Annotated in this window: 18 protein-coding genes; 11 read left to right on the top strand and 7 right to left on the bottom strand. The window is 63.1% G+C overall.

What is annotated here, in order from left to right; translation table 11 throughout:
- Positions 1–45 precede the first annotated feature (45 nt).
- Genes AC2ETI_RS01600 through AC2ETI_RS01585 form a run of 4 tightly spaced genes read left to right on the top strand, consistent with a single transcriptional unit; the run spans position 46 to position 5,070 of the window.
- Entirely contained in the window at positions 46–1,605 is a 1,560-nt protein-coding gene (locus AC2ETI_RS01600) for an amino acid permease (protein WP_020907661.1), read from the top strand.
- A 2-nt stretch (positions 1,606–1,607) separates the two neighbouring features.
- Entirely contained in the window at positions 1,608–2,441 is an 834-nt protein-coding gene (locus AC2ETI_RS01595) for an urea amidolyase associated protein UAAP1 (RefSeq protein ID WP_141487319.1), read from the top strand.
- Positions 2,438–3,091, top strand: a complete 654-nt coding sequence (locus tag AC2ETI_RS01590) for an urea amidolyase associated protein UAAP2 (protein ID WP_269577242.1) — start codon at positions 2,438–2,440, stop codon at positions 3,089–3,091. Before AC2ETI_RS01595 ends, AC2ETI_RS01590 begins: the two co-directional genes overlap by 4 nt.
- Positions 3,088–5,070, top strand: coding sequence for a 5-oxoprolinase/urea amidolyase family protein (locus AC2ETI_RS01585; RefSeq protein ID WP_483633476.1), 1,983 nt, complete (start codon positions 3,088–3,090; stop codon positions 5,068–5,070). Before AC2ETI_RS01590 ends, AC2ETI_RS01585 begins: the two co-directional genes overlap by 4 nt.
- A gap of 115 nt (positions 5,071–5,185) precedes the next feature.
- Here AC2ETI_RS01585 and AC2ETI_RS01580 read toward each other — a convergent pair whose 3' ends face one another.
- Genes AC2ETI_RS01580 through AC2ETI_RS01565 form a run of 4 tightly spaced genes read right to left on the bottom strand, consistent with a single transcriptional unit; the run spans position 5,186 to position 8,751 of the window.
- Positions 5,186–5,968: a Fic/DOC family protein gene (locus AC2ETI_RS01580; RefSeq protein ID WP_446836805.1), complete on the bottom strand. Its 783-nt coding sequence runs from the start codon at positions 5,966–5,968 to the stop codon at positions 5,186–5,188.
- The gene (locus tag AC2ETI_RS01575) at positions 5,965–7,398 is read right to left on the bottom strand and encodes a putative nucleotidyltransferase substrate binding domain-containing protein (RefSeq protein WP_223257836.1); all 1,434 of its coding nucleotides are present in this window, start codon (positions 7,396–7,398) and stop codon (positions 5,965–5,967) included. Before AC2ETI_RS01575 ends, AC2ETI_RS01580 begins: the two co-directional genes overlap by 4 nt.
- 49 nt (positions 7,399–7,447) lie before the next feature.
- Positions 7,448–8,332: a DUF5995 family protein gene (locus tag AC2ETI_RS01570; RefSeq protein WP_483633668.1), complete on the bottom strand. Its 885-nt coding sequence runs from the start codon at positions 8,330–8,332 to the stop codon at positions 7,448–7,450.
- A 53-nt stretch (positions 8,333–8,385) separates the two neighbouring features.
- A complete protein-coding gene (locus AC2ETI_RS01565) occupies positions 8,386–8,751 on the bottom strand; it encodes a RidA family protein (RefSeq protein WP_019748335.1) in 366 nt (121 codons plus the stop codon).
- A 98-nt stretch (positions 8,752–8,849) separates the two neighbouring features.
- Between AC2ETI_RS01565 and AC2ETI_RS01560 the strand changes: the two genes are divergently transcribed.
- The 4 genes from AC2ETI_RS01560 to AC2ETI_RS01545 are packed head-to-tail and all read left to right on the top strand — an operon-like array spanning position 8,850 to position 14,594.
- Entirely contained in the window at positions 8,850–9,887 is a 1,038-nt protein-coding gene (locus AC2ETI_RS01560; RefSeq protein ID WP_446836806.1) for an Rv2578c family radical SAM protein, read from the top strand.
- A 37-nt stretch (positions 9,888–9,924) separates the two neighbouring features.
- A complete protein-coding gene (locus tag AC2ETI_RS01555; RefSeq protein ID WP_446836807.1) occupies positions 9,925–11,349 on the top strand; it encodes a 3' terminal RNA ribose 2'-O-methyltransferase Hen1 in 1,425 nt (474 codons plus the stop codon).
- Positions 11,346–13,889, top strand: coding sequence for a polynucleotide kinase-phosphatase (locus tag AC2ETI_RS01550; RefSeq protein WP_446836808.1), 2,544 nt, complete (start codon positions 11,346–11,348; stop codon positions 13,887–13,889). The genes AC2ETI_RS01555 and AC2ETI_RS01550 overlap by 4 nt, the downstream gene beginning before the upstream one ends.
- A gap of 36 nt (positions 13,890–13,925) precedes the next feature.
- The gene (locus AC2ETI_RS01545; protein WP_397510269.1) at positions 13,926–14,594 is read left to right on the top strand and encodes a class I SAM-dependent methyltransferase; all 669 of its coding nucleotides are present in this window, start codon (positions 13,926–13,928) and stop codon (positions 14,592–14,594) included.
- On the opposite strand, the gene AC2ETI_RS01540 is transcribed toward AC2ETI_RS01545, so the two are convergent.
- Entirely contained in the window at positions 14,555–15,784 is a 1,230-nt protein-coding gene (locus AC2ETI_RS01540) for an MFS transporter (RefSeq protein WP_153211194.1), read from the bottom strand. The two genes, AC2ETI_RS01545 and AC2ETI_RS01540, sit on opposite strands and share 40 nt — an antisense overlap.
- A gap of 70 nt (positions 15,785–15,854) precedes the next feature.
- Here AC2ETI_RS01540 and AC2ETI_RS01535 point away from each other — a divergent pair, with 70 nt between their 5' ends.
- A complete protein-coding gene (locus tag AC2ETI_RS01535; protein WP_446836809.1) occupies positions 15,855–16,910 on the top strand; it encodes a LacI family DNA-binding transcriptional regulator in 1,056 nt (351 codons plus the stop codon).
- The gene (locus AC2ETI_RS01530) at positions 16,907–17,530 is read left to right on the top strand and encodes a hypothetical protein (RefSeq protein ID WP_446836810.1); all 624 of its coding nucleotides are present in this window, start codon (positions 16,907–16,909) and stop codon (positions 17,528–17,530) included. The genes AC2ETI_RS01535 and AC2ETI_RS01530 overlap by 4 nt, the downstream gene beginning before the upstream one ends.
- A gap of 95 nt (positions 17,531–17,625) precedes the next feature.
- On the opposite strand, the gene AC2ETI_RS01525 is transcribed toward AC2ETI_RS01530, so the two are convergent.
- On the bottom strand, positions 17,626–18,444 hold the full coding sequence (locus AC2ETI_RS01525) for a helix-turn-helix domain-containing protein (protein ID WP_097387384.1): 819 nt from the start codon (positions 18,442–18,444) through the stop codon (positions 17,626–17,628).
- An 89-nt stretch (positions 18,445–18,533) separates the two neighbouring features.
- Here AC2ETI_RS01525 and AC2ETI_RS01520 point away from each other — a divergent pair, with 89 nt between their 5' ends.
- A complete protein-coding gene (locus AC2ETI_RS01520) occupies positions 18,534–18,905 on the top strand; it encodes a cupin domain-containing protein (RefSeq protein ID WP_020969562.1) in 372 nt (123 codons plus the stop codon).
- On the opposite strand, the gene AC2ETI_RS01515 is transcribed toward AC2ETI_RS01520, so the two are convergent.
- Positions 18,906–19,634, bottom strand: coding sequence for an HD domain-containing protein (locus tag AC2ETI_RS01515; RefSeq protein WP_020907678.1), 729 nt, complete (start codon positions 19,632–19,634; stop codon positions 18,906–18,908).
- Between the last annotated feature and the right edge of the window lie 79 nt (positions 19,635–19,713).

The raw sequence follows: 19,713 nt of genomic DNA, 5'->3' as shown, positions 1-19,713 counted from the left end.
CGACAGTTATTCGCCTCTGAATCGCTTCGCCGAAGGAGTACGCCGTTGAGTGCAACCACCCCGGCTGCGCAGCCCACCACCGCATCCGCACTCGCCTCTTCGCCTCACGACGACGGTGACCTCGCGGAGTTCGGCTACGAGCAGCAGCTGCATCGATCGCTGGGAAAGTTCGCGTCGTTCGCCGCGGGCTTCTCCTTCGTTTCCATCCTGACCACGATCTTCCAATTGTTCGGCCTCGGTTTCGGTTTCGCGGGTCCGGCGTTCTTCTGGACCTGGCCTGTCGTCTTCATCGGTCAGTTCATGGTGGCCCTCAACTTCGCGGAACTTGCTGCCAGATATCCGATTTCGGGTGCCATCTACCAGTGGTCGCGGCGGATGGGTGGCGAAATCGTCGGCTGGTTCGCGGGTTGGTTCATGATTCTCGCTCAGATCGTCACCGCGTCGGCCGCCGCGATCGCCTTGCAGGTCGTGCTCCCGAATGTGTGGAGCGGGTTCCAGATCATCGGTGAGGACAGTGCACTCACCTCCTCGAGCGGCGCTGCCAATGCGGTGCTGCTCGGATCGGTACTTCTGGTTCTGACCACCTTCATCAACTGCATCGGCGTCAACTGGATGTCGCGTATCAACAACATAGGCGTGACCTGCGAAATCGTCGGTGTCATCGCGGTGATCGGGATGTTCTTCACCCACGCTCAGCGCGGACCGGACGTCGTCCTCGACACCGGCAGTGCCGGCGGTCAGCCCGGATACGCCTGGGCGTGGATCATGTCCGGACTGATGGCTGCCTACGTCATGGTCGGCTTCGGTTCGGCAGGCGAACTGGCCGAGGAGACCCGCAACCCCCGACGCGTCGCACCTCGTACGATCCGCCTTGCACTCTCCGCTTCCGCGCTCGGCGGCGGCTTGATGATCCTCGGCGCGTTGATGGCAGCGCCCTCACTGACCGACGGACGCCTGGCCACGGAAGGTTTGCCGTACGTACTGACCTCTATTCTGAGTTCGCCGTGGGGCACGGTCTTGTTGATCGACGTCTCGATCGCAGTGTTCGTGTGCACCTTGGCCATTCAGACTGCTGCTTCACGGCTGATGTTCTCCATGGCCCGCGACGGGCGGCTGCCTGCCTCGCAGGTACTGGCAAAGGTCAACCCCCGCACCGGAACACCTATCGCGCCGTCCGTCCTCATCGGTCTGGTCTGCATTGCCGTCCTGGCCGTCAACGTGGGCAACTCGGCAATTTTCGCAACCCTGTCCAGCGTATGCATCATCTTGATCTACTTGGCCTACCTCATGGTGACCGTGCCGCTGCTGGTTCAGCGTCTCAAGGGATGGCCTCGCACGGCAGTCGGCCCCAAGTTCGACGCCGAAGGCAAAAAGCTTTTCTCCCTGGGCATCTGGGGAGTTCCGGTCAACATCGCCGCGGTTGTGTACGGCGCGCTGATGGTGATCAACCTGTCCTGGCCACGAGCCGAGATCTTCAACCCTACGGGGGAGTACCCCATTCTGCAGTGGGCCGCGCCCATCACGGTAGCGCTGGTCGTGGGGCTGGGAGTCGCTTGCTTCCCACGTGGCCGCGCCACCCCGAATCCCGTCACGATCGGAGCCTGACCATGAGTACTCAGACCACCGCCGGAGCGCGTGAGCATGCCCGTTCTCAAGCCGGAACGATCACCGATTCCATGCCGGTGTTGCCGGCCACCCGCTGGCCGAACCCGCCCGAGGACGTCGCTCCCGAACGTCTGACCTGGGCTGAAACAGTGCCGGGTGGGCGATACACGACCAAGGTTCTCGCCCGTGGAACCCGATTACGACTTTGCGACATCGTCGGCAGCGCCTGTGCAAACATCTTGCTCTACCGCGCCGACGCCCCCTGGGAGCGTCTCAACGTCGCCGATACCGTAAAGGTGCCATGGCAGGCCTATCTCGGTGTCGGGCACCCGTTGCTCTCCGATCAGGGGCGAGTACTCGCGACGGTGGTCGCCGACACGTCGGGGCACCACGACGCGTTCTGTGGAACGACGTCACGCGCTACCAACGAGGCGAAGTACGGGCAGGGTTCGCTGCACAGTGCCTCACCCGCCGGTCGTGAACTGTTCACCGTCGCTGCCGCGAAGAACGGACTCGGGCCGCAGGACATAGCGCCACCGTTGTCCTTCTTCCATGGTGTCCGCGTCGAGGCCGACGGCGCTCTCACCAGTACGGGTTCCGCCGGCGCCGGCGCAACGGTCGACCTTCTGATCCACCTGCCGGTCATCGTGATGATCGCCAACACCGCGCACCCACTCGATCCGGCGCTGGAGTTTCCCACCACGTCCCTCGAAGTGCTCGCGTGGAACGCGGCCGACGAACTCGGCAGCCTTGACGATCTCGGGCCGGAATACCAACGCGCAGTGCTCAATACCGAAGACGCCTGGACGGCTTCGAACCTGGAGGAGATCGCATGACCACCACCCTGGATGTCCCCGCCCTCGTTCCCGGAACGGTGATCCTCGACGAGATTGCTGAAGCGTTCGGGCCGTGGTCCGCAGTTGTCCGCGCCGGCGACGTCCTGACCATCGTCGATCTGCACGGAAATCAAGCCGTCGACACACTCGTCTATGCCAGTGACGATCACAGCGTTCGGTACTCGGCAGCAGCGACGGTCACAGCGCAGCAGAATCTGTTTCTGACCACAGGATCCGTGCTCCGCAGTGACGACGGAACTCCGCTCATGACCCTGATCGCGGACGAGGTCGGAAACCACGACACCGTCGGCGGCGCGTGCTCACAGGAATCGAACACCCTGCGATACGGCCACCACACCAAGCACCAGCACGCGTGCGTCGAGAACTTCCTCGTCGAGGGCGCAAAATGGGGGCTCGGCAAGCGGGACCTGGTGTCCAACATCAATTTCTTCATGAACGTCCCGGTCGACCCCGACGGCACACTCGGAATCGTCGACGGACTGTCTGCGCCAGGCAAGCGGCTCGCGTTGCGTGCCGAACGCGACGCGCTCGTCCTCGTGTCCAACTGCCCGCAGATCAACAACCCGTGCAACGGCTTCGATCCGACGGCCGTCCGCATGATCGTCACACGGCCGGAGGCAGACGAATGAACGCAAAACTGACCATCGTGCGTCCCGGAATGTTGACGACGGTTCAGGACTATCCAGGGCGCGTCGGGTACTGGCAGATCGGTGTCCCACCGTCGGGCCCGATGGACGACCTGTCGTTTCGGTTGGGAAACACCGCACTCGGAAATCCCGAAGGCGCACCCGGCATCGAATGCGCGATGGCCGGACCTGCGATGACGTTCGACGAGGACACCACGGTGTGCGTCACGGGCGCTCCGGTGTCTGTGACCGTCGACGGCATCGCCCACGGTCAGTGGCGTCCTGTTTTCGTCTCCGCTGGAGCGGTGCTCGACGTCGGAACGCTCAGCGGCCCAGGACTGCGCATCTACGTACTCGTACAGGGCGGAATCGAGACCGACGACTATCTCGGCAGTGCGTCGACCTTCACCCTGGGCAGGTTCGGTGGACACGAAGGTAGGACTTTGCGGGCGGGGGACGTTCTCAAACTCGGACAGGCGAGCGGCGCAGCGGGAGGTGTTCCCGCCGAGCATGTTCCGGCGATACACACGTGCTGGGAACTTGCGGTGACCGAGGGCCCGCACGGGGCGCCGGAGTTCTTCACCCGCTCCGACATCGACACGCTGTACGCGACCGAGTACGAGGTCCACTTCAACTCCGACCGCACCGGAGTCCGGTTGATCGGTCCGAAACCTGACTGGGCCAGAACCACCGGCGGCGAAGCGGGACTTCACCCTTCGAACATCCACGACAACGCGTATTCGATCGGTGCACTCGACTTCACCGGCGACACGCCCATCCTCCTCGGGCCCGACGGACCGAGCCTCGGCGGCTTCGTCTGCCCGATCACGGTGGTGTCTGCTGATCGCTGGAAGCTTGGACAGTTGGCTCCCGGGAACAAGATTCGCTTCGTGCCGGTCCGCGCCGAACGGGCAGCCTCCCGCCGTGACCTCGGAGTATCGCGTCGAGCGTCCAATTCGGTTGTGCATTCCTCCGGTGGTGACGGCGACGACGGCGTCATAGCCCGCCGTGACGGCGACACCGCGGTCACGTACCGGCGCTCAGGCGATGACAACGTGTTGGTCGAATACGGCGACATGAATCTCGACCTGGCGCTACGTGCGCGTGCACATGCACTGCATCAGCGACTCGAAGCCGAGAAGCCGGCCGGACTACTCGATCTCACCCCGGGAATCCGCAGCCTGCAGGTCCGCGTCGACCCAGACGTGCTGCCCGTCGGCAAACTGATGGGAATGCTCGCCGAGGCGGAGGACACCTTGCCTGCGGCCAACGAACTCGTTGTGCCCAGTCGCACTGTGCGGATGCCACTGTCGTGGGACGACCCGGCTACGCGCGAAGCGATCCAGCGGTACATGCACGGAGTGCGTGCGGACGCGCCGTGGTGCCCGTGGAATATCGAGTTCATCCGCCGGATGAACGGTCTCGAATCCGTGAACGACGTGTTCGACACCGTTTTCGGCGCCGAATACATGGTGCTCGGGCTCGGCGACGTCTACCTCGGAGCTCCGGTCGCGACGCCGCTCGACCCACGTCATCGCCTTGTCACGACCAAGTACAACCCCGCCCGCACCTGGACCCCCGAAAACGCCGTCGGGATCGGTGGGGCTTACCTCTGCATCTACGGCATGGAAGGCCCAGGTGGGTACCAGTTCGTCGGACGTACGACGCAGGTGTGGAATCACCGTCACCCCGCGAAGTCGGGCCCGTTCGAGGAGGGCACTCCGTGGTTGCTGCGATTCTTCGACCGGATCTCCTGGTACCCCGTCGAGCCGGAAGAGCTGATGGATCTGCGCGCGGACACTGCGGCCGGCCGCGGCGGGGGAGTCGAGATCGAGGACGGCAGCTTCTCGCTGGCCGAGCATCAGGAGTTCCTTGCGTCGAACTCGCGCTCGATCGAGGAGTTCCGCGCGATGCAGTCCGTCGCATTCGGAGCCGAGCGTCAGCGCTGGTCCGACGCAGGAGAGTTCGCGCTACCCGGTTGATGGTCGAGTGAGCACAGTGGTCTTCGAGTGAGCACCGCTTCCAGCGTGTCGGAAGTGGTGCTCACTCAGCAGTAACGGTGTTCAGTCCGCCTGGAACGGGCAGCAGATGTTTGCGTCAGCGAGTCAGAGCGCGATTGAACAGATCGATGAACGGGCGAGGCGACGGGGTTCCGGTGGGCCGGAAAGGCGCAGAATCCCTCGACGCGGATACCCACTCGGTTCTGCTCGCCCGCGACAAGTCGAGCTGATATCGGGTGTCGGCGGCGAGTCGGTGCAGGAAGAGTGTTCCGGTTCGCCCGTTTCCTTCCCGAAACGGGTGGGCATGATTGAGCGTCGAGTACACCGATGCGAGCGCGAACGACGCAGCGCCGTGATCGAGCGCTACCCAATCGACGGCGGCGATGATCTCTTCCACCTCGGACAGGTAGTTCCGAATCGCCGAGACCGGGGCAAACGTTGCCGCACCTTTCCTGATGTCGACGGTTCTGATGTGTCCGGCCCACTGGTACAGATCTTGGAAAACGTGCTGGTGAAGTAGGAGAAGTTCGGCTGTGTCTCGCGTGTGCGGTACGAGGTCGCCGCCGAGATGCGCCTCACCCAGACGAAGCGCGGTCGCCGCGAACTCGAGTGATTGCAGTGCGGCGGGATCTCGCACGTCGAAATTGTTCTCGAGCACCGATGTACCGCGATAGACGTACGGCGCTGATCTTCGCCAGCGGATCCGCGGGGGAATTGGTGACGACAGGCCGACGGCTCGCGCCAATTCCTGCTCGAAATACTCACGCCGAGAGAGCATCCCGATCATGACGGCCTCGAGTTCCGCGATCTGCTCGTTACTCGGATCCCAGCCTTCGAGGCGCTCCGCCGCCAGAACCTGTTCGAGCGCAGTGCGATTCACGGGTCGATGTCGGGTAGCGCCGACGCGGACGCGGCATATTCGAGTCGTCGTTGCACACCTGCGACCTCGCGCACTGCATTGCTCAGCAAGCTCCGCGAGAGCGGAGTGAGTTCGGAGATCACGACTTCGTCGGTCGGTGGCCGACCTGCCGCGAACTGATCGGTCTGGTGGCGGACACGAATCTGCTGCAACACCTCGAAAGATTCGATCAGTACCTGGGCGTCGTCGTCGAGTAGGAAACCGCTTCCCGCTGCAGCCTTGAGACGTTCGAGTGTCGAACTCGTGCGGGCGCCCACGGAAATCCCCGCCCATCGAGCGATGTTCACGATCGGTTGGACGGCGCTGGCTTTGAGGTCGACGGTTCCGGTCCGACGCGTCATCACGTCCTTGAACGAATGGAGCTTTGCCTTGTCTCCGACCGCTTCGCGAAGGAGCAGTCGCATGACGGCCGGGTGCAGTCGCAGTTGATCCAACGCCGCAGGGCGAGGATCCAACGCCGGATCGCCTGCGACGACGCGGGCATCCGCCAGCATCGACAACATGACCAGGGCTTGGTCCTGGTACGGATTGGATACCCATTTCCGCAGCGCAGTGCGCCATTGTGGGAGCGTCCGAGCAAACCTGGCCTGGGTCGCGACGGCGTTCTTGGTGTCGCGAGGGAACCCGCAGAGATCGAGGATGTCGTGGATGGTCTTCGCGGCGTCGGCTCCCTCGTGATGAGATTCGCCGCCCCACACCAGCGCACTGTCGATATCCGAAGAGGGGAGCGCTTCACGCCTGGCGACGCTGCCGAGCGACAGCCACGCGAAATCCGGTCGCTCGTCTCCGCCCACCACCAATTCGATGGCTCGCCTGACCGTCACGTCGATCAGCACGGCCAGCGTCGCGCCGATGTCGAGCGGTGAGACCCGTGAGGCCACCAATTCCGTCACCAGAACAGGGACCGCGCGGGCTGTTTCGACGAGGTGGGCGTCGTCCTGTGCTGTGGCGAGCGCTGCGCGCAGTTCGAAACCCTGATTGGTGGCCGAAGTCAGGAGGTCGCTGAGTTCGAGCACACCCATCAGTGCGCCTGCCTCGGTCACGACCGGGAGATGGCGCAATCCGTACTCGAGCATGTCGGTCACGGCGTCGGCGCCCAATCGATCCGGATCGACTGTCACTGCTGACGGCGTCATCACTGTTGATACCGGCTGATTGCTGTCGATACCACCGACTACCACGCGAGCGCGTAGGTCACCTTCGGTGAAGATTCCGAAACCGCTTGTCTCCGTCGGGATCACAACAGCACGGCGGCCCGCATCGGTCATCAACTTCGCGGCCTCGCGGATGGTTGCCTGGCCGTCGCAGACAATTGCGGGCCCGCGCAACAGGTCTCGCACCCGGCGCATGGCGGGACTCTGGATGCCTTGCCCCGCCGAGTGCCCCGTCATGGGGTCATTGTCGCAGGTGTGTCCGTTTCAGGCAGCGGAGGGTGAGATGTCAGAGACCGCCGAGTCGCGAGAGTACGTCGAGAGCGGAATCCGTAGTACGCCAGAGTGCGTCGATCTCCTGTTCTGCGCCGGGACGTGTCTGCGGATTCTGGAGGGCGAATCCGTTGGCCAGTGTGATGGTGTTGTATCCGCTGTCGGCGGCGCGGAGCAGCAGTTCCGAGGGCTGCGAGTTTCCGGCCAATCGGTCGAGTCCTTCGCCGACGAAGTAGAACCGCCAGAGCGGCCCCAGATCGGCGTCGTACTCGGCCTTGGTGAGGGTCACGATCGAACCACCCTTGACGGCAATGGAATCGACGATCTCGTAGAAATCCGTGACATCCTCCGCAGTGGTTCCGGACGTGGCGACGGCGTGAGCGAGGTCGACGGTGAGATGAGCGTTGTAGCCGGCCATGGCAACCCGTGCTGGACTGGCATCGCACTGACGTGTCAGGGCGAAGTAGTTGGTCCACGCCGGATCGGTGGGAGTACCGGTGAACTCCGCATGGACGTTCACCAGGTACCTGCGCAGCAATTCGAAGCTGACGGAATGGGCCCACTCGTCATCGGCGAAGGCCGCAGGGTCTCGCTGCAGCGGCATCACCGCCTCGTGTTCGACAGCGTCGAGGCCGATGGAGAACAAGCCTCGCCAATCGTGGTGTGAGACGAGGATCGACGTGATCTCACGATGACGTTCGACAGCGGTCTCGAGCCGAGGCAGTCCGGCACCGTTCAGCGTCGTGACGTCGCTGAGTTCGGCAATCCGGCCCACCTCGGCATTGCTCAACTGGCTGCCGCAAGCCGTCGAAAGACTCTCGCCCGGATCTGCGAGTGCAGAACCGGGCGAGAGGAAAGCGGCGGTGATGCCGAGCGCGAGCGTCAACGGATACAGCCGCATCGGTTTCATCGGCTCAGACTAGGCGCCCATTTCACAAATGTCCGGATTGGCGATCAGCTGAGAACCGCGTCGGCCTCGATCTCGATGAGCAGAGCGGGGTCGATCAGCGAGCTGACCTCGAGGATGGTCGTGGCGGGACGAATCTCGCCGAACACTTCACCGTGCGCGAGAGCGGCCTGCTCCCACTGCGTCATGTCGCGCAGGTACATGCGAGTGCGGATGACGTCGTCGAGCGAGGCGCCGGCCTCGGCAAGTGCTGCCTTGATAGTTTCGAGCGCTGCGCGGGTCTGATCTGTGAGGGTCTCGCCAGGAGCGGTGGTGCCAGAGACTGCGATCTGGTTACCGATGCGCACGGCACGGGAGTAACCGATCTTGGGTTCCCATTCGGAACCGGACGAAATATTGATTCTGTTCGACATGCCCCGAATTCTGCCAACAACTTCCCGGCCGTGGTGAGGCACGGTCGGGTATTCGCTCCATCTTGACATACCTTAGAACAAGTGTTCGACTTGGGGCCATGAGGTGGTCGGGTCAGGCATTGGATGCAGATGACGGAGCGCTACCCGGACTCGAACGGGCCGGGTTGGTTCGCTCCGTGCAGACTCCCGAGTTCGAGGGAATCACGTTTCACGAGGTGCTCTGCAAGAGCGCGCTCAACAAGATGCCCGAAGAGTCGACGTTGCCGTTCAGCTTCACCGTCAACGCTTTTCGTGGTTGCTCGCACGCATGCCGATATTGCTTCGCGAGACCGAGTCACGAGTACCTCGACCTCGACGCCGGCGCGGATTTCGATTCCCAAGTGGTCGTGAAGACGAACATTGCCGCGGTGCTCCGCAAGGAATTGGCGCGAAAGTCCTGGAAACGGGAGGCAGTGGCACTGGGTACCAACACTGATCCTTATCAGCGAGCGGAGGGCCGATACCGCTTGATGCCCGGCATTATTCGCGCGTTGACCGAATCGGGAACTCCCTTCTCGATCTTGACGAAGGGAACTCTGCTCCGACGGGACCTGCCGCTGTTGAAGATGGCGGCGGCGCAGGTCGACGTCGGAATCGGAGTGTCGTTGGCGATCAACGACGCTGCACTTCAGAAGCAGATCGAGCCTGGTACCCCGTCACCGCGGGCGCGTCTCGAGATGATCCGGGCCGTCACCGACGCGGGATTCTCGTGCAATGTCATGGTGGCGCCGGTCATTCCGTTCCTCACCGATTCCACCAGTCACCTCGACGGTCTGTTCGAGGCACTGTCCGAAGCCGGTGCGACGAGTGTTACGGTCTTCCCGATGCACCTGCGGGGGAGTACTCGGGGTTGGTTCATGAATTGGCTTGCTCAGGAACATCCGGCACTCATCCGTCGTTACCGCGAGTTGTACGGGCGGGGTGCGTATGTCACTCCCGAATACAAGCGTTGGCTCGCAAGCCGTGTCGAGCCATTGGTCGAGCGTCATGGGTTGGGTGGTCGTTCGGAGCATCGAGACGTCAGTGCGGCTGGCACTGAACCGCGTGAGGCGCCTCGGGAACTGGTGGGTGCGGGAGCAGCTCTCACTTTGTTCTGACGGCCGCGGGCGCGTAAATCGGAGGCGCCCCGGACGTTTGCCGGGCTACATTCGCCTGGTGCTACTCACACTGACGTCCACCCCGACCCCGCAGACTCCTGATGCGACCGCGTTGAGCTACCTGCTGCACAAACATCCCGACCGCGTGCAAAGCTTCGACTTGGCGATCGGCACCGCCACGGTCCTGTACCCGGAGGCCTCGGCCGAAAAGACCACGGTGGCAGTGATTGTGGACGTCGACCCCATCGAACTTGTGCAGAGTAGGTATCGACGCGGCAAGAGTGGCGACAACTTTTCGCTGGGGGAGTACGTCAACGATCGGCCGTATGCGGCGTCGTCCATACTCTCGGTTGCTCTGTCGAAGCTGTTTCGCACCGCGTTGACGGGAACGTGCAAGTCGCACCCGGAACTCGTCGGAGCCGAACTCGCGTTGACCGTCTCGATTCCGGTGGTTCCGTGTGGCGGCGATGCGGAATTGCCTCGTCGGCTGTTCGAGCCGCTGGGCTGGGACGTGACCGCGATACCGGTGCAGCTTGATCCGCACCTACCGATGTGGGGAAACTCCGACTTCGTGTCGCTGACACTGACCGGGGAACACACGGTGCAGAGTGCCCTACGGCACCTCTACGTGCTGTTGCCCGTCCTCGACGATGTGAAGCACTACTGGGTGGGACCTGACGAGGCAGACAAATTGATCCGCGTCGCTGGAGAGTGGTTGGCGTCGCATCCGGATTCCGCGCTGATCATGTCCCGCTACCTGGCTCGTCGACGCGACCTGGTCGAATCGGTGGTCGATCGACTGATTCCCGAACAAGCTGAGGCGCAGATCGAAGCACCGAGACCGGATCCGCCGCTGGCACGCCTTCGCGTCGACGCAGTTTTGGCGACGCTTCAGCGACTGCACGTGAGAACAATTGTCGATATCGGTTGTGGCGAAGGTAAATTGCTCGAGGCGCTGATGCCGCACGCTCGATTCGACAAACTTGTCGGCGTCGATGTGAGCGCGCGCGAACTGACACGGGCGCAACGCAGATTGAAGTTCACCGAAATGTCCGACGTCCAGCGTGAACGTGTGTCTTTGATGCAGTCGTCCGCGACGTACCGCGACGCACGCTTGAAAGGCTTCGACGCAGCCGTGCTGATGGAGGTGGTCGAGCACGTCGACACGGCGCGCCTGCCGGCGCTGGTCAGATCGGTCTTCGTGGACGCAGCACCGCAGTATGTGCTGCTGACTACTCCGAATGCCGACTACAACGTGCTGTATCCGGCATTGGCCGCGGGAGAGTTCAGGCACCCCGATCACAGGTTCGAGTTCTCACGGACCCAATTCGACGACTGGGCAACCGAAACGGCCCGAGTCCACGGCTATTGCGTGGAGTTCGAATTTATCGGAGCAATTGATCCGGTCCTCGGCGGGCCGACACAGATGGCAATCTTCACGAAGGAGGCACGAACGTCATGACGGTGTACGAGATTCCAGATCTCGCCCTGGTAGTACTCATCGGCGTCAGTGGCTCGGGAAAGTCGACCTTTGCAGCGCGCCACTTCGGTGAGTACGAAACCCTCTCGAGTGACACATTCAGAGGGTGGGTCAGTGACGATCCGAACTCACAGGAGTCGACGTCCGATGCTTTCGAAGTGCTGGAGTTCGTCGCGGCCAAGCGTTTGCGACGCGGACGCCTCACGGTGGTCGACGCGACCAACGTCCAGCCCGCTGCGCGCAAGCGACTCGTTGCGTTGGCTCGCGAGCACGACATACTGCCGGTGGCAGTCGTGCTCGATGTTCCGGAATCGGTCTGCTCTGCACGAAACGACGCTCGCTCTGACCGGACGTTCGGACGCGACGTGATTCGTCGCCAGCACCAACAGTTGACTCGCTCGCTCCGCGGGTTGGGTAAGGAAGGTTTCCGTTCGGTTCACATCCTCAGAGGTGAGGACGCGGTTTCCGAAGCCACATTCTTGCGCCACCCGCTCCGCAGCGATCTGCGTGTCGAGCGTGGTCCGTTCGACGTCATCGGTGACATCCACGGATGTCGAAGTGAGCTCGAGACGCTCCTCGTGAAACTCGGCTACACCGTCGACTTCGGGACGGATGGCAGAGCTGTCGATGCGGTGCCGCCGGACGGGCGAACTGCCGTCTTCCTCGGTGACTACGTGGATCGAGGTCCGGATTCGGTCGGTGTGCTGCGTCTGGTCATGGGGATGGTCGCGGCGGGACATGCGATAGCGGTTCCGGGTAACCACGAGAACAAACTCGTCAAGGCGCTGCGCGGTAAGAAGGTCACGCCGAGTCACGGACTCGCCGAGACCCTCGAGCAGATGGCCACCGAGTCGGCGGAGTTCCGCGAAAGCGTCGTCGACTTCTGTGACGGTCTCGTCGCGCACCTCGTCCTGGACGACGGCAAACTCGTTGTCGCGCACGCCGGTCTCAAGGAGGACTACCACAACAGGGCGTCCGGCCGAGTGCGAAGCTTTGCGCTCTACGGTGAAACCACCGGTGAGACGGACGAATTCGGCTTGCCCGTTCGATACCCGTGGGCGCAGGACTACCGAGGATCAGCGATGGTCCTCTACGGTCACACTCCGGTGCACGAGGTGGAATGGATCAACAACACCGCGTGCCTCGACACCGGCTGTGTGTTCGGTGGATCCCTCACCGCCCTTCGATACCCGGAACGAGAGATCGTGTCGGTTCCGGCGGAGCAGGTTTGGTACGAGCCGGTGGTACCGCTGGCACCGCCGACTCGCGATCCGGACGTGCTCGATCTCGCCGACGTCCTCGAAACAACAGGCGTCGACACCGAACTGCGAGGTCGAGTGTCCGTTCGCACCGACAACGCTGCCGGCGCCTTGGAAGTGATGAGCCGATTCGCCGTCGCGCCGCAATGGCTGCGGTACCTACCGCCGACCATGGCGCCCTGCGCGAGCGCCCAATCCGATGACTATCTGGAACACCCGTCGACCGCGTTCGACGCATACCGGGCCGGCGGAATCGGAACAGTGATCTGCGAAGAGAAGCACATGGGTTCGCGGGCAGTGGTGCTCGTGTGCCGTGATCGATCGGTTGCTCAGTCCCGCTTCGACGCACCGGATGCGCTCAGCGGGGTGGTGCACACCCGCACCGGCCGCCAGTTCTTCGACGACGACCTGACTCAGCAGTTGATCGATGACATCGCCGCCGCAGTCACCTCCGCTGGGTTGTGGGAAGAGCTGGGCACCGACTGGCTGCTCCTCGACTGCGAACTGTTGCCGTGGAACGTCAAAGCGGAAGGTCTGCTGCGCTCGCAGTACGCGTCGGTCGCGGCGGCCGGGCGATCAGACCTCACAGCTCGCGAGGCCGTGTTGGCGCAGGCCGGGTCGCGGGGCCTGGACGTGGCGGAGATGTTCGAACAGACAACTGTTCGGGCCGCCAGTATCGAGCGCTTCGGCGAGGCGTACCGACGGTACGTGTGGCCGACGAACGGACTGGACGGCGTCACCATCGCGCCGTTCCAGATTCTGGCGGCCGAGGGCAAGTCGTACGGGGAACGGGATCACGAATGGCACCTCGGTATTTCGGACCGCCTGGCCGCGGCCGACCCGAGTCGATTTACCACCACACGTCGCCTGGTGGTCGATCTCGGTTCCGAGGACTCGGTGTCCGAAGCGACGAAGTGGTGGGAGTCGCTCACCGGTGACGGTGGTGAGGGGATGGTCGTCAAACCGCTGGCGAATCAGATTCACGGACCGCGGGGGTACAACGCGAAGGTTCAGCCGGGGATCAAGGTTCGCGGCCGGGAGTACCTGCGATTGATCTACGGTGCCGACTACCTCGAACCGTCGACGCTTGCGAGATTGCGTAACCGCAACCTCGGACACAAGCAGTCGATGGCGCTGCGCGAGTACGCGCTCGGCATGGAGGCGGTATCCAGGCTCGTCGACCGTGAACCATTGTGGCGAGCGCACCAGGCCGTGTTCGCAGTGTTGGCTCTCGAATCGGAGCCGGTCGACCCGCGGTTGTGACGGCCGGTGCCCGGGCTCGGATTGATACCGTCGGGTATGGGTGTGATTGCGCGCTTGGACGGTTTCAACCGACGCCATCCGTGGAGTCACAACGATCACTACGGCCGGTGGGTTCTACGTAATCTGCGCGGAGTCAGGTCGGGTCGCGCTCTCGACGTGGGGAGCGGGACCGGCAATCTGATCGACCTCTTGCGGCGGCGGTTCGACGTGGTGGTCGGTGTGGAACCTGACCTGACGACGTCGGCCGCCGTGCGCGCAAGGTTTGTCGACGACGAGAACGTGATCATCGAAGCACGGCGGATCGAGGACTTTGCATCCGAGGCGAAGTACGACGCGATCACAGTCGTCGCGGCGTTGCATCATCTTCCACTCGAAGAGTCGATGAAGCGGCTGAGCGGCCTGCTCGAACCGGGCGGCCGGCTCGTCGTGGTCGGGTGTTATCGATCGACCACAGCCACCGACGCACTCCTGTCGGTGTTGGCGACCGTGTGCAATCCCGTCGTCGGCGTCGTCAAGCATCGACGGGTTGCCTCCGAGCCACTGAAGGCGATGACGGCTCCCACCGCGGAACCGGGTGAGTCGATGGCTGACGTCCGACGCGCGGCCGCGTTGTGTTTGCCAGGTAGCCGGATCAGGAGACGACTGTTCTGGCGATACACCCTGATCTACGACGCGACCGTCGCTGCCGCGTCGGTGGGGGAGTGAGTAGACCGCTGCGGTTCGCGGGGAAATGCGCGTCGGCCGAACCCGACTATCACCAACGAACCGATCATCAGAGTGGCCCCGATGCCCGCCAGATGTGAGAGCCCGCCACCGTCGACGACGGCAGAGCCGAGCAAGGCACCCGTAGCAATCGCGATTTGGAAAACGACCACGTAGACGGCGGAGGCTCGGTCGGTCCCGATCGGGACGGCGCGCAGAACCGAGGACTGGAGGCAGATCGGAACGGTGGTGAACGCCGCACCCCACAAGATCGTGGCGACAACTGCGAACGCTCCCATCGACGGCGCCAAGAGCCAGAAGATGGCCAGCGCGCCTGCCACCGTCGCGATCGAGATGAGCGTGAAGAGACGCGGTCGGCGGTCGTAGTACTTGCCGGCGACCCACACTCCGACTGCGCCGGCGGCGCCGTAGACCAGAAGCATCGCGGTACGGATGCCACCGGACGAGCCGAGGCTTTCCTCCACCAGAAGTGTGAAGAACGTGTACGAAGCGAACTGCCCCAGGGCGGCAAACAGCGTTGCCGCGCAGATGACGGCGAGTGCCCGTTTCATCGCCGGTGTCGGCTTCGGTTTGTCTCGCTTGCTCCGATGGTGTTGATCGACCGGCATTTCGGGCAACGCACGATGCAGTGAGAAAGCAATGACCACTGCCACCACACCGATTGCCGCCGACGCAGTCCGCCAACCCCAGGACTGGCCGATCGCCGAAGACAGTGGACCTCCGAGAACAAAAGCGAGAGACGTACCGGCATACACCATCGCGATTGCCTTGCCCTGTTGTCCGCGCGGAACCAGAGTGGCTGCGACCGGGGCAACGACAGCCCAGAACACTCCGTGCGTCGCAGCGCAGAGCAATCGTCCGATCACCAGCATCGGATAGTTGACGGCCAATGCTGCGACCAGTTGCGACACCGCGAGGGTGGCCACCGTCAGAACGACAACACGTCGGCGCGGCCAGGTTTTGACCGCTCCGATCAGCGGAAGCGTCAAGGCCGCGACACCGTATGCGTAGAAGGTCAGCAGTAGGCCGACACGCCCTTCGGTGACGTCGAGGTCCGTCGAGATTTCGCTGAGCAGTCCGACGGGGAGCATTTCGGCCGTCACGTAGGCGAAGGCTGCTCCGGCCAGTGTCATCAGCCGTAGCGTGGTTGCCTTCGGCAGTCGAGCAGTCATGGTGTGTAACGATACATGTATCGATACACACCTGCGCAATAGATATTTTGCACTCGCTATGCTGATGCTCATGGCCATACGTGCGCAGCGTTCGAGTCGTCCGACGATGGCCGACGTCGCCAAGGCCGCAGGCGTGTCGGTGATGTCGGTGTCGTACTCCTTCGCGCAGCCCGAGCGCGTGTCTGAATCAACGCGGGCCAAGGTGTTCGCCGCCGCCGAAGAGCTCGAGTACGCGGGCCCTAACCGGGCGGCGCAGTCCTTGCGGAGCGGGAAATTCAACAACATCGCGGTCGTCTTCAGCGAGAAGCTGACGTACGCCTTCGAAGACGCAGTAGCTCGGCGATTCCTCTCGGGAGTCGCCGAAGCGTGCCTGGATGCGAACGCCGGATTGATGATGCTGCCGAACTCGGGGAAACCGGGAGACGTCGACAGAGTTCGCGACGCGGCAGTAGACGGCTTTGTCGTCTGGACCACCGTTTTCGACGATCCCATCCTCGACGCGATTGTCGGCACCGGAAAACCCGCGTGCATCCAGGGTGGGCCGTTGCACGAGGGTGTGGATCTCGTCGGGATGGACGATGTTGCCGGCGCCGTTGCGATCGCGGCAGTCGGGTTGTCGGGGGCGCAGCGGCCCGCGGTGATCAGCCTTCCGTGGGATCGTGAGCGTCGGTCCGAGATTCGGATGGCCGTGGATCCAGGTGAAGCGTTCTTTCCGGTGTCCCGCCATCGGCTCGAGGGCTACGAGCGCGCCGTCCGCGACGCGGGCCTCGATTGGTCCTCGGTGCGGGTGGGGGTGGTCACCGTCAACGAGCGGAGCGAGGGTGCGCGGATGGCTCGGTCCCTGCTCGACGTTCCCGAGAGCCGAAGGCCCGATGTCATCTTGGCGATGAGTGACGAACTGGCTCTGGGGGTTCTGGACGCGATCCGTGAACTCGGCCTCGCGCTGCCAGACGATGTCGCAGTCGTCGGATGGGACGACACAACAGCCGCATCGGACGCCGGCTTGACCACAGTTCGCCAGTCCCTGTTCGATCAAGGGCGCAATGCAGCTCGCGTGGTTCTCGGGCTGGACGATGCGGTGGAGCCGGTCGAGTGGTCGGTGCGTCGGCGAACTTCGACACGATGATTACGCCGGTAGTGGTCGACGCTCTGCGTCTTCGGTGGTTCGTTCCTCCTGAATTGGGGGAGACCGTCCGGTGGGGACTCTCCTGGAATGTCGACAGCCCGAGCAGGTGGGCGGTAGTCGAGCCGGCGTGGCTCTTGACGGCGGAAGTGCGAACGAGTTCGAAACCATTAATGTGGAGACTGCCTCGCGACGGGTCAGACATCCGGGAGCCGGTCCAGCCGGCGATCGCTCGCGTCGGTGCACTGCAATTCATGTTCGACGCCGAACCACCGTTGCCTTCTCGGATCGAAGCCGCGGGCGCTTTGCAACTACGCGCCGGAACTCCTCGTGACGACACAAATGCCCGTCAGGCGTGGACCGATTTCGACGAGAATGCCTCCACTACCGGAGTGGTTCGCCGTCTACGGCTGATGTCGATGGAGTCCGACATGCTGCCCGACCCGAAGTTTCCGCACGGCCCGAACTGGGGTTGGGCATCGAGGCAGTTCGTGTCCGGGTCCGAGCGGTTCTACGAATTGGCCCGCGCGCCTCGCGCGTTGCGCTCGTATCAGCTGACCGATCGTGAATACGGGCCGCGGCGCGAGGACCTCCTCCTGGTCGACCTCGAGACGGCTGCTTGATCGTTGGGACCTGACACCGTTTTCATTCAGTGGACACAGGCACCAGCTGACCGGAACCAGTGTCTGCTCGACGAAACCGGTGCCAGGTGCTTCGACTAGCGCGCTCTGCCGACCACGTTTAGTGCGTATTTACCGGGCGGCGCCCCGACATGCTTGACGAAGTGCCGCGACAGGTGGGATTGATCGTGGAATCCGACGTCGACGGCCACGTCCGCCAATTCGCGACCGGCGAGGATTGCGCGTCGCGCCAGATCGATCCGACGTCCCGTCACGTACTTGTGAGGCGGAAGCCCGAAATGCTTCGCGAAGTTCTTGATCAGATACGTGGGGTTCCGTTGCAGGATGTTCGACGCTTCCCGCATCGTGATTCCCGTTGTGAGTCGCGCATCGAGCAGGTCCCGAAGTTGATCGGCAACGCGTTCGTCAACGGTCGGCGTGTGAAGGGATCGACCTGTGGCCGGTGTGAGGATCTTGTTCAATCTTTCAGCGAGGAACCTCAGGCGACTTTCGGCTTCGAGTGATTCGCCGTCCGGGCCGAGTGCAGAGTGCAGTTGATCGATGCGGTGGCGCAGTAGAGGGTCTCGAATCTCGGGGCTGTCCACCGCCGGGCCTATGAGGACCTCGCCGAGAACTGACGTGTCGAGGTAAAGGATTCGTTGACGAAATCCGGCCTCGGTGACCGGAACTCCGTCGTGTGCGATGCCTGGCGGCAACAGAGTCACGATCTCGGGTGCTGCGCCATGAGCGCGATGATCGAGGTCGTATGCAATCGTGCCGCGGTCGACGAGCATCAGAGACCACTGATCGTGCGTGTGTTTGGGATAGGCGTGTCCGACGAAATCGGCATGGAAGACCTCGGTGATTCCCGCGAGGCCCGGTGCCCACGCGGTGATCTGTGCGCCGCGGGGATCCATGTCAGAAACGTACAAGACGCAGCTGCCGCGGGTGACGAAGAGTGGCGGGGTCGTCATCGCGGTGGTGGCGCGCCCGAGGGAGGAACAACATGAACAGTTCGGCAACAGCGGTATCGCTCCGCGAGAAGTTCGGTCAGTTCACCGAGCACTGGTCGCCCAAGAAGATTGCGGTCCTCAATGATTACGAGATCAAGATCGTCAAGATCAAAGGTGAATTCGTCTGGCACTCCCACACCGACACCGACGAAATGTTCCTGGTGACGAAGGGGCAGATTCGAATCCAACTCCGAAACGGAGATGTTCCACTGGGGCCCGGTGAACTGTTCGTGGTACCTCGCGGAGTCGAACATTGCCCGATCGCCGAGGAAGAAGCGGAGGTGATGTTGATCGAACCCGTCGGCGTGGTGAATACCGGGAACGTCGGAGGACCGCGAACTGCAGTGCTCGAGGACTTTTCGTAGTTACCGGCTCTTCCAATCCAGGGGATTGGTACGCAACGGCAGGGCCATTCCCGATCTCCAGAGCGTCGCCGCGCGAGAGTGCGGACGGAGCTCGACCTCGCGCCGCATCGATTGCGCGAACTCGTCGGTGAACCCTGTTCGCGGGTACTCCGCGATTGTTGCATCAACAGTTGCTCGCGGAATTTCGGGCGCACGCCGACCGGCAACGTCGAAATGCGCTGCGGCATGCAGTAGATAGGCGTCAGCGCCCGCGCCGCGGTCGACGGTCAGATCCATGTGTAGACGGATCGCTTCGCCGATTCGCCGTACCGACCTCTCCGAAGTTCCCACTCGGGTCGCGAGTTCTTCTGCGTCTGCGGCACTGATGTAGGTGAAACACCCGTGCTCGGCCGATCCTTCTGCGCCCAGTCCGACATCGTGAAGGGCGCACGCAGTGAAGAGATCTTCGGGGTCGTACTCGATCGCATCGATCTGCGCGAAGGCGTCGGCCCAGATCCAGCAGCGCAGGCTGTGGTTCAAGACCGCGGGGGAGAGGGTTCCTCTGGCGTGATCGAGCGCTTCGCTGCACAGCTTGGTGTCCGGGAGTGGGCGTTTGCGCAGCTCGGGTGTGCGAGTGGGGTAGCGGCCGAGCCGCAGCCGGAGCATCGACGGCGTGCTCATGGCCTGCGCAGCAGCCGCGCGGGCCATGAGCTGTATCTGCTCGAGGGTGGTCAGCTCACCAGGGCGCATCGAATTCCTGTCTGAGGTAGGGGGCAGCTGGATATGAATCTAGTTGTCAGGTCAGATCCTTCGTTCGATATAGATATCT

The sequence above is a fragment of the Rhodococcus sp. MurmanLake-1 genome, assembly GCF_056945715.1.
The sequence above is the reverse complement of the archived record's forward strand: the minus strand, read 5'-3'. Positions and strand labels throughout refer to the sequence as shown.

What these genes read in the sequence shown, in the direction of transcription:
- AC2ETI_RS01520 (WP_020969562.1), top strand. Translation starts at nt 18,534, where the DNA reads ATGAACAGTTCGGCAACAGCGGTATCGCTCCGCGAGAAGTTCGGTCAG.
- AC2ETI_RS01550 (WP_446836808.1), top strand. Translation starts at nt 11,346, where the DNA reads ATGACGGTGTACGAGATTCCAGATCTCGCCCTGGTAGTACTCATCGGC.
- AC2ETI_RS01535 (WP_446836809.1), top strand. Translation starts at nt 15,855, where the DNA reads ATGGCCATACGTGCGCAGCGTTCGAGTCGTCCGACGATGGCCGACGTC.
- AC2ETI_RS01585 (WP_483633476.1), top strand. Translation starts at nt 3,088, where the DNA reads ATGAACGCAAAACTGACCATCGTGCGTCCCGGAATGTTGACGACGGTT.
- AC2ETI_RS01515 (WP_020907678.1), bottom strand. Translation starts at nt 19,634, where the DNA reads ATGCGCCCTGGTGAGCTGACCACCCTCGAGCAGATACAGCTCATGGCC.
- AC2ETI_RS01560 (WP_446836806.1), top strand. Translation starts at nt 8,850, where the DNA reads ATGAGGTGGTCGGGTCAGGCATTGGATGCAGATGACGGAGCGCTACCC.
- AC2ETI_RS01525 (WP_097387384.1), bottom strand. Translation starts at nt 18,444, where the DNA reads ATGGATCCCCGCGGCGCACAGATCACCGCGTGGGCACCGGGCCTCGCG.
- AC2ETI_RS01590 (WP_269577242.1), top strand. Translation starts at nt 2,438, where the DNA reads ATGACCACCACCCTGGATGTCCCCGCCCTCGTTCCCGGAACGGTGATC.
- AC2ETI_RS01595 (WP_141487319.1), top strand. Translation starts at nt 1,608, where the DNA reads ATGAGTACTCAGACCACCGCCGGAGCGCGTGAGCATGCCCGTTCTCAA.
- AC2ETI_RS01575 (WP_223257836.1), bottom strand. Translation starts at nt 7,398, where the DNA reads ATGACGGGGCACTCGGCGGGGCAAGGCATCCAGAGTCCCGCCATGCGC.
- AC2ETI_RS01570 (WP_483633668.1), bottom strand. Translation starts at nt 8,332, where the DNA reads ATGCGGCTGTATCCGTTGACGCTCGCGCTCGGCATCACCGCCGCTTTC.
- AC2ETI_RS01530 (WP_446836810.1), top strand. Translation starts at nt 16,907, where the DNA reads ATGATTACGCCGGTAGTGGTCGACGCTCTGCGTCTTCGGTGGTTCGTT.
- AC2ETI_RS01540 (WP_153211194.1), bottom strand. Translation starts at nt 15,784, where the DNA reads ATGACTGCTCGACTGCCGAAGGCAACCACGCTACGGCTGATGACACTG.
- AC2ETI_RS01545 (WP_397510269.1), top strand. Translation starts at nt 13,926, where the DNA reads ATGGGTGTGATTGCGCGCTTGGACGGTTTCAACCGACGCCATCCGTGG.
- AC2ETI_RS01565 (WP_019748335.1), bottom strand. Translation starts at nt 8,751, where the DNA reads ATGTCGAACAGAATCAATATTTCGTCCGGTTCCGAATGGGAACCCAAG.